Raw genomic sequence first — 16,489 nt, 5'->3', positions numbered from 1 at the left:
CGGCTTGGATGACCGGGGAAGGTAACTAATGAACCTTCCCCGGTCATCGGCGTTAAACTAGGTAGGTGAGCACTATTCCAGAAACCGAATTCTCAGCACTCGCCACCCTTGATTGGCGCAACGAATCCCTGGGCTACGCACAGCTGAAAGCCAAGCTGCCGCGCCCGGAGATGAACTCCCAGACCGCAGCCGAAACCGTGCAGCAGATCATCGATGATGTCCGCGCCCATGGCATGGAAACACTCAAGGACCTGGCCCAGCGCTTTGACCACGTTGAGCTGGAGCATACCCGTGTGCCGCAGCATGAGCTGGACCGCGCCCTGGAAGAACTGGACCCGCAGGTTCGCCTGGCGCTGGAAGAATCCATTGACCGCGCCCGCGTATTCGCCAAGGCCCAGCGCCCGGACGACGCCGAAGTCCGCTACGCTACCGGGGCAACTGTCACCCAGCGCTGGGTCCCGGTGCGCCGCGTCGGCCTGTACGTGCCAGGTGGCCTGGCCGTCTACCCGTCCTCGGTCATCATGAACGCCGTACCTGCCCAGGCAGCCGGCGTCAGCTCGCTAGCCCTGGCCAGCCCGCCGCAGAAGGAATTCGCCGGACTGCCGCACCCCACCATCTTGGCTGCCGCCAAGCTGCTGGGCATCGACGAGGTGCACGCCATGGGCGGTGCCCAGGCTGTTGCCGCGTTCGCCTACGGGGTGGACATGCCGAACGATGAGCGTGGCGGGATCGAACCGGTTGACGTGATCTCCGGTCCAGGCAACGTGTTCGTGGCAACCGCCAAGCGCTTGGTCAAGGGCGTGGTAGGCATTGACGCTGAAGCTGGTCCTACGGAAATCGCGATTCTTGCCGACAAGGGAGCTAACCCGGGCTTCGTCGCTGCCGATATGATTTCGCAGGCAGAACACGATGCCAACGCCGCGGCCGTGCTGATTACCGATTCACCTGAACTAGCTGCTGGCGTGCGCAAGGAACTCATGGTGCAGGTTGCCGCCACCAAGCACTCCGCCCGTGTGACAGAGGCACTGTCAGGATCCCAATCGGCCGTCATCTTGGTCAAGGACCTGGAGCAGGGGATCGAGGTGTGCAACGCCTACGCCGCCGAGCACCTGGAAATCATGGTGGCCGAGGCGGAATCCACCGCGGCCCGCATCACCGCTGCTGGCGCCGTGTTTGTCGGCGCCTATGCCCCGGTTTCGCTGGGCGACTACTGCGCAGGATCCAACCACGTGCTGCCGACTAGTGGCACCGCGCTGCACGCCTCGGGGCTGAACGTGAATACCTTCTTGAAAGCCATCCAGGTGATCAACTACGACAAGGCCGCGCTGGGCGAAGTGGCCGCTCACGTGATTAATCTTGCCAATGCCGAGGACCTGCCAGCCCATGGAGACGCGGTCGCGGTGCGAAACGCGCAATAGACGCTAAACTGTTAGGTGACATGAGTTGATTCTTGCCACCATGGGTGAACCGAGAATGCTTCTTAGGCTACAGATGGAGGTGCCGTGAACTGCCCGTATTGCCGCAATGCGGATTCCCGAGTGGTCGATAGTCGAGTTGCCGACGACGGCGTCTCGATCCGCCGCCGACGCCAGTGCACGGCTTGTTCGCGCCGTTTCACCACCACCGAAACTGCCAGCCTCAACGTGCTCAAGCAGTCCGGTGCCGTAGAACCGTTCTCGCGCAACAAGGTCATTAACGGTGTTCGCAAGGCCTGCCAGGGCCGCCCGGTCACCGATCACGACCTTGCCGTCCTGGCCCAGGAAGTCGAAGAGGCAGTCCGGACCTCCGGGGCTGCTGAAATCCCGGCCCACCAGGTGGGCCTGGCCATCTTGGAGCCATTGTCGCGCCTCGACGAGGTCGCTTACTTGCGCTTTGCCAGTGTCTACCACAACTTCCAGTCGCTGACTGATTTCGAGACCGCCATTGCCCGGCTGCGCGATCGCCGTGGCAAGGTTCCGCAGGGAAACCAGCGTCCGCTCTCGGCCGACTAGCAGTTTTCGCGTAGAGCAAACGCCAGTGCCCCAGACCTTTCGAGGTCGCGGGCACTGGCGTTTGGCGTAGGCGTCGCAGCGGCTATGGCAGGGTGAGAATTTCCGCGCCATCGTCGGTGACCAGCAGGGTGTGCTCGAACTGCGCGGTGCGCTTCTTGTCCTTGGTGGTCACGGTCCAGTCGTCTTCCCACATGTCCCATTCGACGGTGCCCAAGGTGAGCATCGGCTCGATGGTGAAAACCATGCCCGGCTCGATGGGAGTGTTGTAGGCCGGCGCCGCATCGTAATGCGGGATGATCAAGCCGGAATGGAAGGCCTCGCCGACGCCGTGGCCGGTGAAGTCGCGGACCACGCCGTAGCCGAACCGCTTGGCGTAGGTTTCAATGCTTCGGCCGATCACATTGATCTCACGCCCTGGCATCACGGCCTTGATGGCGCGCTTCAGCGAGTTTTCGGTGCGCTCGACCAGCAGGCGCGATTCTTCATCCACGTCACCGACCAGGAAGGTGGCGTTGTTATCTCCGTGAACGCCACCGATGAAGGCGGTGATATCGATATTGATGATGTCGCCATCTTGCAACACGGTGGTGTCCGGGATGCCGTGGCAGATGACCTCGTTCAACGAGGAGCACAGCGACTTGGGGAATCCGCGGTAGCCCAAGGTTGACGGGTAGGCGTTGTGATCCATGAGGAATTCGTGGCCAAGCCGATCGAGCTGGTCGGTGGTGGCTCCCGGCTGGCAAGCCTTGCCAACTTCCTGCAGTGCCTGAGCGGCAATCCTTGAAGCTATGCGAATGCGTTCGATGACTTCTGGGCTTTTGATTTCCGAAGCCGTGTTGCTGGCAGGTTCCTTCTTGCCAACGTATTCGGGGCGTTCAATGTGTTTCGGTGCCGGAAGTTCCGGGGAGACCGTGCCGGCGGTGAGATTTCCAAGGGGTGCAGTTGAAGCAATAGCCATGCTTTTATTCTAGCTTCACGTATCTGCCGCTTCGCTAGGAGATAGCCGATAGAACAGGTGGTGTTGCACCTATTTTCCGCCGGTTGGGATACCGTGGAAGAAGCAGCAAGAATCGAGAATAGAGGAGTTTTCCATGAGCTCAGTTGGCACCCCGGGCGAGGGGCAGTACTGGTACAACGTCTCGACCAAGACCGTGGAGAATGGCCCGCAGTCTGATTGGTCGCAGTTGCTTGGCCCATATGACACGGTTGCTGAAGCCGAAGCGGCAATGGCGAAGGTCCAGGCACGCAATGAGGCGTGGGACGACGCAGAGGAAGACGACGAGTAGAAGTCAAGGGCACCGAGCTAGGCCGGTGCGGCGAATGGCAAAGCGGTGCGCTGCCACGATGGATGACATCGAGGCAGCGCACCGCTTTGCGATATGACGTGAGCCGGCTTCTATTCCTTGAACTCGTACTCTGCCGAGGGGAAGGTGCCGGAAACCACGTCCTGGTGGTACTCGCGCACCGCGTTGCCGACAACCTCACGCAGATCAGCGTACTTCTTCACGAAGCGCGGGGTGCGGCCCCCGCCAAGACCCAGCATGTCCTGCCAAACCAGGACCTGTCCGGTGGTGGAATTGCCAGCGCCGATGCCGATGGTCGGCACCTGCAGCGCGGCATCGATTTTGGCAGCGACCGGGCTTGGCACCATTTCCATCAGGATGCAGAAGGCGCCTGCATCCTGCAATTGCACAGCGTCGTGCTTCATCTGCTCTACAGCGTCGCCACGGCCCTGCACACGGTACCCGCCCAATGCATGCTCGGACTGCGGAGTGAATCCGATGTGCCCGATAACGGGAACTCCGGCAAGGACCATGGCGCGGACATGCTCGGCGTATTGCGCGGTGCCCTCCATCTTGACCGCGTGGGCATGGCCCTCCTTCATCAGGCGCACCGCAGTGGCAACGGCCTGAGCAGGGGACTGCTCGTAGCTGCCAAACGGGAGGTCGGCAACGACCATGGCGCGTTTGGCCCCGTTGGCGACAGCTTTGGTGAACATGATCATTTCGTCGAGGGTAATGGGCAACGTGGACTCGTAGCCGAGTACGGTATTGGCAGCGGAGTCGCCAACCAGCAGCATCTCGATCCCGGCCGAATCGAAAATCTCTGCCATCATTACGTCATAAGCAGTTAACATCGCGAATTTTTCGCCATTGTCCTTGGCCTGCTGCAAATGATGAAGTCGGATACGGGACGGGCCTTTTTCAGGGTTCCCTAGGTATGGTTGTGGCATGAATCGACTTTATCGCACTTGCACAGGGCGATGCTGATCGTTGGGACGGTTCTGAACCGATATAGTGTTGCCACAGGTCAATTTTCTTACCGGTTGTGATCAGCGCCGGATATCAGAATCCCAAAGGTGGTGGAAAATGGATCGTCAGCAGGAATTTGTACTGCGCACCATTGAAGAACGCGACGTTCGATTTGTGCGAATGTGGTTTACTGACGTCGTTGGTTCGCTCAAGTCGGTGGCGTTGGCTCCTGCTGAAGTTGAAGATGCTTTCGAAGAAGGTCTGGGATTCGATGGTTCCTCCATTGATGGACTGTCCCGGATCTCCGAGTCTGACATGTTGCTTCAGCCAGATCCTGCCACCTTCCAGATCCTGCCGTGGCGCGGCGAAGTCGAACCGACCTCCCGCATGTTCTGCGACATCCTGACCCCTGAGGGCCAGCCGTCCAATGCAGATCCGCGCCAGGTGCTCAAGCGCCAGCTGGCCGAAGCATCGAATATGGGTTTCACTTGCTACACCCACCCGGAGATCGAATTCTATTTGCTGGAGAACGATCAACTGGATGCCAATGGCCGTCCCCAGCCGATCGACAACGGTGGCTACTTCGACCACGTGCCAGATGGCGTGGGGCAGGACTTCCGCCGTGCTTCCGTGACCACGCTGGAAGCGCTGGGCATTTCGGTGGAGTTCTCCCACCACGAAACAGGTCCAGGCCAGAACGAAATCGATCTGCGCTACGCAGATGCCTTGCAGACCGCCGATAACATCATGACCTTCCGTACCGTCATCAAGGAGATGGCGATGCAGAAAGGCATCCATGCAACCTTCATGCCCAAGCCATTTGCCGACCATCCGGGCAGCGGCATGCATACCCACTTCTCCTTGTTCGAAGGTGACGCTAACGCGTTCTTCGAAGCTGGCCGCGAATACCAGCTCTCCGATGTGGCCCGGTCCTTCATCGCCGGCATCTTGCACCATGCGCCGGAAATGACCGCCATCACCAACCAGTACGTGAACTCGTACAAGCGGTTGTGGGGTGGAGGGGAGGCGCCGAGCCACCGTTCGTGGGGGCACAACAACCGCTCGGCACTGGTCCGCGTGCCGCTGTACAAGCCAGGCAAGGGACAGTCCGCCCGCGTGGAATACCGCGGTATCGACTCGGCAGCTAATCCGTACCTGGCCTACGCAGTATTGCTGGGCGCTGGGCTGAAAGGCATCCGCGAAGGCTACGAGCTGGAAGAGCCAACCGAGGATGATGTCTGGAGCCTGTCCACGGCAGAACGCCGCGCCTCGGGCCACGTTCCGCTGCCTGGCAGCCTGCACGACGCATTGCGCGCCATGGAAGAGTCGGAACTGATGGCCGAGATCCTCGGCGAGCAGGTATTCAACTCGTTCCTGTCGAACAAGCGCACCGAATGGGAAGAGTACCGCCAGGTCATTACCCCCTACGAACTGAACAAGTATTTGGGAATCCTCTAGAGACTTCGCCGCGTGAAGCTGCGCGGCGAAATGCGGGAGAACACGAGACACCATGCCGGAAGTACCCTCGCGAGCATTGCTCAACGCTGGCTTCAGCGACATCGAAAGGGCCAAGAAATTCCTTCAGGCCGAGGAACTGTCCCGGATTGATCCCAGCCTGATCGTGAGCAAGATGGCGCATGCGCCAGATCCGGACCAGGCACTGCTGCTGGCCCTGCGGTTGGTAGATCGGCACCCGGAAGTCATCGATATCTTCCTGGAGCCCGATAGCTGCCAAGGGCTCGTCAGGCTTCTGGGCAGCTCTTCTGCGCTCGGGGAGTTCCTCATGCGTTGTCCCGAGGCGCTGGAGATCGTCCGCCACGCCCCACCCGGTGAATTCGTCCCCGTGCCCGCGGAACAGCTGGTCGAGGACTTGCTGGCATCGATCGAGGCCAAGCAATCAGACGGCGGGCACTGGGTCTCTTCCCATACCGGTGCTGAAGCGCGACAGCGCTTGCGCACCGCCTACCGCAAGGCCTTGCTCTCGCTGGCCCACCGGGACTTGGGTTCCACCCAGCCGCAGCGCATTCTGCCCCTGGTCGCCGCCGAACTGGCCGACATGGCTGGTGCCGCGTTGGAGGGGGCATTGGCCATTGCCCGGGCCGAAGCCGCCGAACAATATGATGCTGGCGACGTTGATCGGGTTAAGATCACCATCATTGGCATGGGCAAGTGCGGTGCACGTGAACTGAACTATATTTCGGACGTCGATGTCATTTACGTCCACGATTCCACGCCGGGAATCGATGACGACCTGGCCGCCGCGATCGCGACGGTGATCTGCGGGAACACGGCACGTGCACTGATGGTCCCTGGCCCTGAGCCGATGCTCTGGGAAGTGGATGCGAATCTTCGCCCCGAGGGCAAGGACGGGGCCTTGACCCGTACGCTCTCATCCCATGAAGCGTATTACCGCCGGTGGGCCCATTCATGGGAATTCCAAGCCCTGCTCAAGGCCCGCGCGATTGCCGGCGACAAGGAACTGGGACGCTCTTATGAGCGGATGGTTTCGCCAATGGTTTGGTCCAGTTCCGAGCGTGAGGGCTTCGTTGAATCCGTCCAGGCCATGCGCCGACGCGTCAGCGACAACATCGACATGCAAGATGTTGCGTGGCAAATCAAGCTGGGCCCCGGTGGGCTGCGCGATGTCGAATTCACCGTCCAGCTGCTCCAACTCGTCCATGGTCGAGTCGACCCCGCCATCCAGGTGCCAACCACCACCCTGGCCATCCAAGCGATGAGCGATATCGGCTACATCGGCCGTGATGATGCGACGAATTTCGATGACTCATACCGTTTCCTGCGCTTGCTGGAGCACCGGATACAGCTCAGCCAATTGCGCCGTACCCACTTGATGCCCCGGGCAGAAAGCGCCCAGCGCGTGCTTGCACGATCGATCCGTGGTGCCGGAGACCTGCAGCTCAGCAGCCCGGAGAAGCTGATGCGCCGCTGGAATGAAACCAAGCGCATGGTGCGTTCGCTGCACGAGCGTATTTTCTACCGTCCGCTCCTGGTCAGTAGTTCCAACCTCTCGGCCGATGATGTCAAGCTCACCGCCGAATCGGCGCAAGCCCGCCTGCGCGCCCTGGGCTATCTCGACCCGAAGGCGGCGATGCGGCACATTGAAGCCCTGACCGGTGGGGTTTCACGCAGTGCGTCATTGCAACGGCAATTGCTGCCGGTACTCCTGGACTGGTTTGCCCGCGGGGTTGACCCGGATGCTGGATTGCTGGGCTTCCGCCGGCTCAGCGAAGCGCTGGGCAAGTCCCATTGGTTCCTCGGCATGCTGCGCGATACCAACGCTGCCGCCGAACGGCTGAGCCACTTGCTCTCCAATACGCGCTTCCTGACCGACCTGCTGGCCAATGAGCCGGCGGCGGCCGCTTGGCTGGGCTCCGACGCGTCCTTGACGCCGCAGACATTCGAGAACCTGCTGCAGCAGAACACCTCGATCATCCATCGCACGAAGCAGCCAGAAGCTGCCATCCGCATGATCCGCATGGTGCGCCGCCGCGAGTTCTTGCGTGTCGCGCTTGCCGACGGCGCTGGCCTGCTGACCGTTGACGAAGTTGGCGTAGCACTCTCTAACATCGACGCCGCCATGGTTGACGGGGTGCTGAAGGTCCTCTTGGCTGCTGACCAGGCCAAGCACGGGGAACATGCTGTCGTCTCGGTCATTGCCATGGGCCGCCAAGGCGGTCGGGAAATCGGTTACGGCTCTGATGCGGACGTCCTGTTCGTGCAGCGCCCGGTTCCTGGCGCCACGGCCCAAGCTGCTCAAGAACAAGCGCTTCGGGTAGTTACCGACCTGGTGTCGTGGACCGCCAAACCGTTGAAACCGGCCATTCCAGCTGAAGTGAAATTGAAAGTGGACTCGGATCTGCGCCCCGAGGGCCGCCAGGGAATGCTGGTCCGTTCTCTCGACGCCTACGCCACCTATTACCAGCGATGGGTGGAAATCTGGGAACGCCAGGCGTTGCAGCGTGCACGCCCGTTTGCCGGCGATGACCAGTTGGCTGAAGATTTCATGGAATTGATTAGGCCGGTGCGCTACGGCAAGGGACTGGACGAGTCGGAGATCCGGGATATCCGCAAGATCAAGGCCCGCGTTGAATCCGAACGGCTCCCGCGAGGTGCCGACCCCAACCGCCACCTGAAACTGGGACGAGGCTCGCTCTCGGACATTGAATGGCTGGTGCAGTTCTACCAGTTGCAATACGCCTGGAAGCACGAATCCCTGCGCACCACCTCGACGCTCCAGGCGTTGGAAGAGCTGGCGAAATTGGAGCTCATTGCGCAAGACGATAGCGAACTGCTGGCGATTGCTTGGCGGCTGGCTACGCAGATTCGCAGTGCTGAAATCATCACGTCCGGACGTTCCAGCGATGTCTTGCCGAGTTCGGCGCGCGATATGGAAGCCGTGGCTCGGTGGTGCGGCTATGAGCCGCACTTTGGCGTGGAACTCGAAGAGGACTACTTGCGTGCAACCCGGCACGCGCGTGGCATCTTTGAACTGCTGTTCTACGGCTTTGAGAACTAGGAACCGCGGTGGCCGTTGAAACGCTGCTGGAACGTACCTGGAGCCCGCTGGCTGCTTCATCCAGGCCGTGGCAACGCCGCGTGCTGCTAGGTAGGGGAGTAGCCCTGTGGAACGTTGCGTGCGCTGCCTTGCTCCGTTGGGAAGTCAAGACACGCAGCGGGTTCAGGCTTCAGCCGCAGTTGCCGGTCGCCGTGGGCCAGCAACCCTTGATCACCATCGGTGTCGGACCGTTGCGCATCCATGAACCTGTGGAGGTCGTTGACGTCGTTGCGGAAAGTGATTGGGTAGGGTTTTCCTACCGGACGCTGCCGGGGCATCCGGTTCAGGGTGTGGAAGCTTTCATTCTTGAACGCGCGGACGAGCAAGTTTTCCTGCTGATCAGGTCGGTCACGGCACCTTCTGATGTGCCTGCTTGGCGTCGAGTCTTCAAGGCGCTGCTCCTGGCGCAGTGGGTGACACGTCAGCGTTACCTTCGTGCGCTGAAACCTTAGTCCGCAACCGGCAATTTCCTGCGCTTCCCGCCGGAACAGGATGCGGGGGACTAGGGTGGGGATTGTAATCTCTACGCGAATAATGAGTGCAGGGGAGCTTCGAAAATGCTGGACCCAAAGATGCTGCAGGCTGCCATTGATCAGTCCTTGCTGGCCCTGGAATCCAATGACAGCGGACCATTTGGCGCGGTGGTAGTCCTTGACGGAAAAGTCGTTTCCGCTGGCTACAACTCGGTGGTGGGTAGCCAGGATCCAACGGCGCACGCCGAAATCAATGCCATCCGCGCAGCGGGACAAGCACTGGGAACCTTCGATCTGTCGCAATGCGAGCTCTACACCAGCTGCGAGCCATGTCCCATGTGCCTGGGTGCCATCTATTGGTCCCGCTTCGAGCATGTCTACTACGCGAATACGCGCGACGAAGCCGCGAAGATCGGCTTCGATGATGATTTCATTTACAAGGAGCTTGAGCTTCCCATGAGCGAGCGGAAAATTCCGTTTACCAAGGTTGAAGATTCCGGTGCGCTCAGGGCATTTGAGCTTTGGGAAGCAAAGAGCGACAAGCAGGAATACTAGTACTTGTTATCGGGGCGGCACTTGCCCTGAGCGCGATGGCCGCCCATGTGCGGGCCCGCACTGATGCTTAAACAGAGGAGTCCGCACAAGTGCCAGAACATAGTTCTTGCGCTTTGTGCAGACTCCTCTGCAAACTACACGGGGCGATGCCCCGTCAGCTGATTAGCAACCGTAGTAGAGCTCGAACTCGTATGGGTTCGGGCGCAGGCTCAATGGCTTGATTTCGTTTTCACGCTTGTACTCGACCCAAGTCTGGATCAGGTCCTCGGTGAAGACGCCGCCTTCGAGCAGGAACTCGTGATCAGCTTCCAGGGCCTTGAGCGCCTCTTCGAGGCTTTCAGGTGCGCGCTGGATTTCCTTGGCCTCTTCGACAGGAAGCTCGTAGAGGTCCTTGTCGATTGGCTCTGCAGGTTCAATGCGGTTCTTGATGCCGTCCAGGCCAGCCATCAGCTGGGCTGCGAACGCCAGGTATGGGTTCGAGGAAGCATCCGGAGCGCGGAACTCGATGCGCTTCGCCTTAGGGTTCGAACCGGTGATCGGGATACGGATACCGGCAGAGCGGTTGCCCTGCGAGTAAACCATGTTCACTGGAGCTTCGTAGCCCTTGACCAGGCGGCGGTAGGAGTTCACGGTTGGGTTGGTGAACGCGAGCACGGCGTCTGCGTGCTTCAGCAGGCCGCCGATGTACCAGCGTGCGGTATCGGACAGGCCAGCGTAGCCCTTTTCATCGTAGAACAGCGGTTCGCCGTTGGCCCACAGCGACTGGTGCACGTGCATGCCCGAGCCGTTGTCGCCGAAGACTGGCTTTGGCATGAAGGTTGCGGACTTGCCCCACGCGTCAGCGACGTTCTTCACGATGTACTTGAAGAGCATCAGTTCATCAGCGGAGTGAACCATGGTGTTGAACTTGTAGTTGATTTCTGCCTGGCCGGCAGCGCCCACCTCGTGGTGGCTGCGTTCAACCTCAAGGCCAGCCTTGTCCAACTCGACGCAGATCGCGTCGCGCAGGTCAGCCTGCTTGTCAGTCGGTGCAACTGGGAAGTAGCCGCCCTTGTACGGGGTCTTGTAACCCTGGTTGCCGCCTTCTTCCTTGCGGCCGGTGTTCCAAGGTGCCTCGTCGGAATCGATCGAGTAGAACGCGCCCTGTGGCTTGGATTCGTAGCGAACGTCTTCGAAGATGAAGAATTCTGCTTCTGGGGCGAAGAACGCGGTGTCAGCGATACCGGTCGATTCCAGGTATGCCTCGGCACGTTCCGCAACGCCACGTGGGTCGCGGTGGTACGGCTCACCGGTGCGTGGGTTGATGATCGAGAAGTTGAAGGCCAGGGTCTTTTCCAGGCGGAAGGGATCGATGAAGCCGGTGGTGACGTCCGGGATCAGCTGCATGTCGGAATCAGAGATGCCGGCGAAGCCGCGGATGGAAGAACCATCGAAGAGCTGGCCGTTGACGAAGAAGTCGGCATCCACGGACTTGGCAGGCACGTTGAAGTGCTGCTGTACACCTGGTAGGTCGGTGAAACGGATATCGACGAACTTGATGTCCTCTTCGGCAATATATGCCAAGACTTCTTCTGGACTGGTAAACATGTGCAGGTGACTCCCTGGTGAGATATAAGGTTTGGTAAACGGAACCGGTAGCCGGAATGATCCGGCTGGTCCTCTTGCTTACGTATCAAGCTTACCTATAATCCATTTCTGAATGGTGTCTCTATTGTTTCCAACCTGTTACAAGCGGAGAATCCGGGCGTGTCGTATCGCGCTGATCTGCGCTGATTGCCTGCTGTAACAATCTGACTTGGATACTTGCTACCTGGTTATCGCGTTCTAACTGGCGCACAGAATCGCTGGATAGACTGTATTGGTGGAAAGAAAAGACTTCAGCTCGTGGCTTGAAGGGCCGCCGCAGCATAATACGCAACAATGGCCCGGGCAGGATATGGGGCGCCCCGAGAAGGGCCCCGGCTCCATTGCCAGATTCCCGCGACGGGTCGGTGCACTGCTCTTGGACTGGGGGCTCTCGATGCTGCTGAGCTGGTGGCTGTTTGACAGCCACGATCTGGCAACATTGAGCCTGTTCTGCGCCGGGCAGATCATCGGTGTCGGGTTCACCGGGCACACGATCGGGCACCGTACCTTTGGAATGCAGGTGCAGTCGCTGGATGGAACCGCAATCAAGCCGTTCCAAGGCCTGATTCGTTCCTTGCTGCTTTGCCTGGCTATTCCGGCCTTCGTCACCGACAAGGACCAGCGTGGACTGCATGATCGTTTGCCCAAGACCATCCTGGTGAATATCTCCTAGCAATAGATCCGGACAGCAAGAAAGAAGCCGCAACTAGAAATTCCAGTTGCGGCTTCTTTAGTAGTTGTCTTTAGCGTCCGCGCGTAGCGCGGCGGTTTGGACGGACGCGGTTCGGGTCTACGCCCTTGGGGATAGGCAGACGATTCGCGGTCAAAGTGCTCAAGCGCTTGTCGATTGCGCTGACTTCCAGCTTCGTAATCGACTTTGGAAGCTTCTTCATTGCCTTGCCGACTTCAGCCAACGGAGTCTGGCCTTCTTCGGAACCAGCGTTGATGATGTGCACGGGAACGTTCGGCAGAACGCGGGCGATGCGCTTGCGCTCGGAAGAGGCAAGCTCACGAACCCGGCTCTTTGGTCCCTCAGTGACCAGGACGATGCCCGGGCGACCGATACCGAGGAACACCAGATCCTGGTGGCGGTTGTAGGCAACTGGTTCCTGCTTCAGGATCCAGCCGCGACGCAGCACACTCATGGCGGCGCCGGCAGCGCCGGGGCGGCCCTCAAGCTGCGAGAACGCAGCTTTCTCTGCGCGGCGGGACATCACGAACATTGCAGCAAGGAGCGCCAGCGGGATTGCGATGATCAACATCGTGATCCAGTTTTTGATCAAGAAGCCGATGACCAAGCAGACAGCAATGACGGCCAAGGCTGCCAATGCCATCCACCACACGACCATCGGGTCATTGCGGCGAGTCATCTGGAAGACCTGGCCAATTTGCTTCAGGCGGCCCGGTTCTTTGTTCTTCTTCTCAGCTTTTGGTTTACGCGAAAACAAGCCACGCTTAGGCGCGGCTGCGTCGTTGTCGGAGTTTTTGGCCATAGTGCCTTAATTCTACGCGATGAAGTTGATAGTTCTAAGCCGAGCCGGATCCAACACGGCATTTTCAGCTGAATTGCCCATGGACGGGCAGTGGGAAAGCCCCGGAACCCTCGATGGATTCCATCAGGAGTTCCGGGGCCTTAGCCGTGGGGTCCACTGGACCGAGCTACTTGATCAGCGAAGCTGCTTCCTGGCGCGTGTTGCCCGAGGACTCGATATGTGCCAATGCCTCTGGGATTTCGCGGCCCTTCTTGCGCATGGCGCCGGCCCACAGGCGGCCAGCGCGGTAGGAAGAACGGACCAGTGGCCCCGCCATGACTCCGGCAAAGCCGAGTTCTTCGGCTTCTTGCTGAAGCTCCAGGAACTCCTGCGGGGTGACCCAGCGGTCGACTGGCAGATGCAGGTCGGTTGGGCGCAGGTACTGGGTCAAAGTCAGCAGATCGCAGCCTGCCTCATGGAGATCACGCATGGCCTCGGAAATTTCTTCTCGAGTTTCGCCCATACCCAGAATCAGGTTGGACTTGGTGATCAAGCCACGCTTGCGGCCATGGGTGATCACATCCATGGAACGCTCGTAACGGAAAGCCGGGCGGATGCGCTTGAACAGGCGAGGCACAGTCTCTACGTTGTGGGCGTAGACTTCTGGCTCCGAATCGCAGATGGTATCCAGGTTCTCCGGCTTGCCGCTGAAATCGGGGATCAGCAGCTCTACGCCGGTGCTTGGATTCATCTTGTGGATCTGCCGCACAGTCTCGGCATACAGCCAGGTGCCCTCGTCTTCGAGGTCATCACGGGCGACGCCGGTTACGGTGGCGTAGCGCAGATCCATCTTCTTCACGCTCATGGCGACCTTGAATGGCTCTGAGCGGTCAATTGCCAAGGGCTTGCCGGTGGCGATCTGGCAGAAGTCGCAACGGCGGGTGCACTCTGAACCGCCGATCAGGAAGGAAGCCTCGCGGTCTTCCCAGCACTCGAAGATGTTCGGGCAGCCTGCTTCTTCGCAGACCGTATGCAAGCCTTCGCTCTGTACGAGATTTTTCAGGCCAACGTATTCAGGGCCAATGCTCAACTTGGCCTTGATCCATTCTGGCTTACGCTCCACAGGTACGGCAGCGTTGCGCTTTTCTACGCGCAGCATACGGCGGCCTTCTGGTTCGACGCTCATTAAACAGCTCTTTCTTTGGTGAGGGCGTGACTGTCTAGACGACTTGAGGGGTGAGCAGACGCTCTATTTCGGTTTGTACGCGGTCAACGACGTCTTCGGGGGTGACGGTACGGCCGAGTTCTTCGGAAATGGTGGTGACACCTGCATCGGAGATGCCGCAGGGGATGATCTGTTCGTAGGCGGAAAGCGCGTTAGAGCAGTTCAATGCGAAACCGTGCATGGTGACACCGTGGTTGATGCGGATTCCAATTGCTGCGATTTTGCGGTCCTGAGCGCCATCTTTGCCCGGTACCCAGACCCCGGAGCGGCCCTTGATCTGGGCCGTCGGAATGCCTAGCTCGCTGACCACGTTAATCAGGGCTTCTTCCAAGGTCTCCACGTAAAGTCGGATTGCGCTGATCTTGCGTAGCTTGACGATGGGGTAGCCAATGAGCTGTCCCGGGCCATGCCAGGTCAACTTTCCACCGCGATCCACATCCACCACGGGGGTCCCGTCCATCGGGAGATCTTCAGGTTCAGTTCGCTTGCCTGCGGTGTAAACCGCTTCGTGCTCCAGGAACAGGACTTTTGGGGTTTGCGTGTCCGCGGCTACCGCATCATGCAGTTGGATTTGGTAATCCCAAGCTTCCATGTAGGGCACAAATTTTGAGCCTAGTCCGACTCGTTCGAATTCGATCGCCATGACGGCTAGCCTACGCTCTTGAACGATCGGTCGCTAATTCAGAGCCGTCGAACCCATCTGTGGATATCCAGCTTGCAATTTACGATTCTGGGTTACAACGGAGTCATGGATGATTCTACGAATGTTCTAGCGTGGCCGACAAGCCCCGGGCATGTCACGGTAAGGCCGCTAAGTTCCAAGTCACCGTGTAAAGTTTGGCTGATCCGGAGGGAAAGCGACCAGTTGTACCTCACGCTAAAACTTAGCCTGACTATGGAAAACATCACTTCGCTTCGCCAAGAGCAGGTAAAGCAGTCAAGGAAATATGTCGTTGATTTCTACGGAACCCTGTCGACACAATTGGGCGAGGGGCTGGCTATGGAATATTGCCCCGGTGGCAGCGTGGCTGATCTTGTGGCAAGTCGAAGCGCCTTTGGCCTGGGGGAGTGCGTGACCGCGCTGGCACCCATCGCGCAGACGCTTTCGGTGATGCATGCGCAGGGCCAACGCCATGGAGACTTATCGCCGGCCAATATATTGCTCACTGCCAAGGGAATGCCGAAGATCATTGACTTCCAGGAATCAGCTTCAGCACGGCAGGCGCTCACCGGCTCCGGTACGCCAGGATTCATGGCCCCTGAAATGCAGGCCGGGGTACGGGAAAGCCAAGTTGGAGAGCAGGACGTGTTTTCGCTGGGCGCCTGCTTGTGGTTTCTCCTATCCGGACGGATTCCCGAAGAGGAACTGATGCGTCCACCGGCAAGCGTGATGTTCCCCGGAATCCCTTCGATCATTCATGAACTGTTGATCGATTCGCTGAATCCAGATCCGCAAGCACGACCGACCGCAGATCAGTTTGCTCGAACGTTGTTCGCAAGCTGTCCGGCAGAGCCCATCAGCTGGGAAGGGCATGTAGCTCCAGAAGCTACTCATCTGATGGAGACCATCCATCCATCCGCGGAACAGAATGCTGCGCACAAGCGCTTCAAGCGCCAGGCCGATACCGCAAGCAGGCAGCGAAGCCCCAGCCGCGATGACTCCTGGCATAGCCATCGATTGCGCCGGACCCCCGGGGCCGTGAAATTGGCCGGTGCCGCAGCACTGGGCTCCTTGGTTATTATCGGGAGCCTCGTGGGCGTCAATCATTTCCGTGCGGCTGTGGCCACCGAAACGACTGCGGCTACGGCAGTACCGTCAGCAGAGCAAAGCTGCAGAATTGAAGACGGGGCGCACGTTCCAGCTTGTGCCTTGAATCGGGACACCGTGATCTCTGCATTCCTCGCGCTTTCAAGAGAGCGCGATGAAGCGATGGGGCAGCTGGCGGGGGAGAAGCTCAAGGGGCTCTACACTTCAGGAGCGGAGCAGCTGCAACGAGATCTCGAAACAATCGATCAGCTTCGGAAAATGGGTTTGGAATTTGCGGGATTGCGCACGAGACTCACGGACGTCACGGTATCGGCGCGTGGGCAGGGGGACTCTGTCATTCTTGCTGCCACTTCTACCCAAGAGGAATACCGCTACGTGGATGCCCGCGGAGCCACGGTTCACGCCGTCCAGACCGCGCAGCCGCAACGCATCGAAGTGGAACTAGTGCTGGAAGACGAGCGCTGGAAAATTGGCAAGGTATTGCGCCGTTAAAAGCGAAACGGCGGGAGGTGCAACCACAGCTTGCTCCAAGCTGATGGTTGCGGCTCCCG

At 59.5% G+C, this 16,489-nt stretch carries 15 protein-coding genes; 9 read left to right on the top strand and 6 right to left on the bottom strand.

Features of this window, described 5'->3' with window-relative positions; genetic code table 11:
- Positions 1-65: 65 nt before the first annotated feature.
- Together hisD and nrdR are read left to right on the top strand one after the other, a co-directional pair.
- Positions 66-1,418 carry a histidinol dehydrogenase gene (gene hisD / locus CQ012_RS04225; RefSeq protein WP_105656789.1) on the top strand — a complete coding sequence of 451 codons (1,353 nt, stop codon included), beginning with the start codon at positions 66-68 and terminating at the stop codon, positions 1,416-1,418.
- 84 nt (positions 1,419-1,502) lie between these two features.
- On the top strand, positions 1,503-1,991 hold the full coding sequence (gene nrdR / locus CQ012_RS04220; RefSeq protein ID WP_105656788.1) for a transcriptional regulator NrdR: 489 nt from the start codon (positions 1,503-1,505) through the stop codon (positions 1,989-1,991).
- Between the two features lie 82 nt (positions 1,992-2,073).
- Here the strand turns inward: nrdR and map are convergent, their stop codons facing one another.
- Positions 2,074-2,949 carry a type I methionyl aminopeptidase gene (gene map, locus CQ012_RS04215; RefSeq protein ID WP_105661479.1) on the bottom strand — a complete coding sequence of 292 codons (876 nt, stop codon included), beginning with the start codon at positions 2,947-2,949 and terminating at the stop codon, positions 2,074-2,076.
- 133 nt (positions 2,950-3,082) lie between these two features.
- On the opposite strand from map, the gene CQ012_RS04210 reads away from it, so the two are divergent.
- Complete coding sequence (locus tag CQ012_RS04210) at positions 3,083-3,277, top strand: hypothetical protein (RefSeq protein WP_105656786.1); 195 nt, start codon at positions 3,083-3,085, stop codon at positions 3,275-3,277.
- Positions 3,278-3,387: 110 nt separating this feature from the next.
- Here CQ012_RS04210 and panB read toward each other — a convergent pair whose 3' ends face one another.
- A complete protein-coding gene (gene panB, locus CQ012_RS04205; RefSeq protein ID WP_105661478.1) occupies positions 3,388-4,224 on the bottom strand; it encodes a 3-methyl-2-oxobutanoate hydroxymethyltransferase in 837 nt (278 codons plus the stop codon).
- 136 nt (positions 4,225-4,360) lie between these two features.
- Here panB and glnA (CQ012_RS04200) point away from each other — a divergent pair, with 136 nt between their 5' ends.
- The 4 genes from glnA (CQ012_RS04200) to CQ012_RS04185 all read left to right on the top strand — a co-directional run bounded on the left by glnA (CQ012_RS04200) (position 4,361) and on the right by CQ012_RS04185 (position 9,847).
- Complete coding sequence (glnA, locus tag CQ012_RS04200; protein WP_105656784.1) at positions 4,361-5,701, top strand: type I glutamate--ammonia ligase; 1,341 nt, start codon at positions 4,361-4,363, stop codon at positions 5,699-5,701.
- A gap of 52 nt (positions 5,702-5,753) precedes the next feature.
- Entirely contained in the window at positions 5,754-8,780 is a 3,027-nt protein-coding gene (locus CQ012_RS04195; RefSeq protein WP_105661477.1) for a bifunctional [glutamine synthetase] adenylyltransferase/[glutamine synthetase]-adenylyl-L-tyrosine phosphorylase, read from the top strand.
- 8 nt (positions 8,781-8,788) lie between these two features.
- Complete coding sequence (locus CQ012_RS04190) at positions 8,789-9,271, top strand: DUF1990 domain-containing protein (protein ID WP_105661476.1); 483 nt, start codon at positions 8,789-8,791, stop codon at positions 9,269-9,271.
- Positions 9,272-9,376: 105 nt separating this feature from the next.
- A complete protein-coding gene (locus CQ012_RS04185; RefSeq protein WP_105656781.1) occupies positions 9,377-9,847 on the top strand; it encodes a nucleoside deaminase in 471 nt (156 codons plus the stop codon).
- 162 nt (positions 9,848-10,009) lie between these two features.
- On the opposite strand, the gene glnA (CQ012_RS04180) is transcribed toward CQ012_RS04185, so the two are convergent.
- Positions 10,010-11,434, bottom strand: a complete 1,425-nt coding sequence (glnA, locus tag CQ012_RS04180; RefSeq protein WP_105661475.1) for a type I glutamate--ammonia ligase — start codon at positions 11,432-11,434, stop codon at positions 10,010-10,012.
- A 274-nt stretch (positions 11,435-11,708) separates the two neighbouring features.
- On the opposite strand from glnA (CQ012_RS04180), the gene CQ012_RS04175 reads away from it, so the two are divergent.
- On the top strand, positions 11,709-12,146 hold the full coding sequence (locus CQ012_RS04175) for an RDD family protein (RefSeq protein ID WP_105656860.1): 438 nt from the start codon (positions 11,709-11,711) through the stop codon (positions 12,144-12,146).
- Between the two features lie 70 nt (positions 12,147-12,216).
- Here the strand turns inward: CQ012_RS04175 and CQ012_RS04170 are convergent, their stop codons facing one another.
- From CQ012_RS04170 to lipB, 3 genes are all read right to left on the bottom strand, one after another.
- Positions 12,217-12,966, bottom strand: coding sequence for a DUF4191 domain-containing protein (locus CQ012_RS04170; protein WP_105656779.1), 750 nt, complete (start codon positions 12,964-12,966; stop codon positions 12,217-12,219).
- 166 nt (positions 12,967-13,132) lie between these two features.
- The gene (gene lipA, locus CQ012_RS04165; RefSeq protein ID WP_105656778.1) at positions 13,133-14,131 is read right to left on the bottom strand and encodes a lipoyl synthase; all 999 of its coding nucleotides are present in this window, start codon (positions 14,129-14,131) and stop codon (positions 13,133-13,135) included.
- A 34-nt stretch (positions 14,132-14,165) separates the two neighbouring features.
- Positions 14,166-14,840, bottom strand: a complete 675-nt coding sequence (gene lipB, locus CQ012_RS04160) for a lipoyl(octanoyl) transferase LipB (protein ID WP_286134117.1) — start codon at positions 14,838-14,840, stop codon at positions 14,166-14,168.
- Between lipB and CQ012_RS04155 the strand changes: the two genes are divergently transcribed.
- A complete protein-coding gene (locus tag CQ012_RS04155) occupies positions 14,832-16,430 on the top strand; it encodes a serine/threonine-protein kinase (RefSeq protein ID WP_146112907.1) in 1,599 nt (532 codons plus the stop codon). The genes lipB and CQ012_RS04155 overlap by 9 nt on opposite strands.
- The last annotated feature ends 59 nt before the right edge of the window (positions 16,431-16,489 follow it).

Source organism: Arthrobacter sp. MYb214 (assembly GCF_002979865.1).
Taxonomy (GTDB): Bacteria; Actinomycetota; Actinomycetes; order Actinomycetales; family Micrococcaceae; genus Glutamicibacter.
Note: the sequence above shows the minus strand (reverse complement) of the source record. Positions and strands in the feature narration are given on the sequence as shown.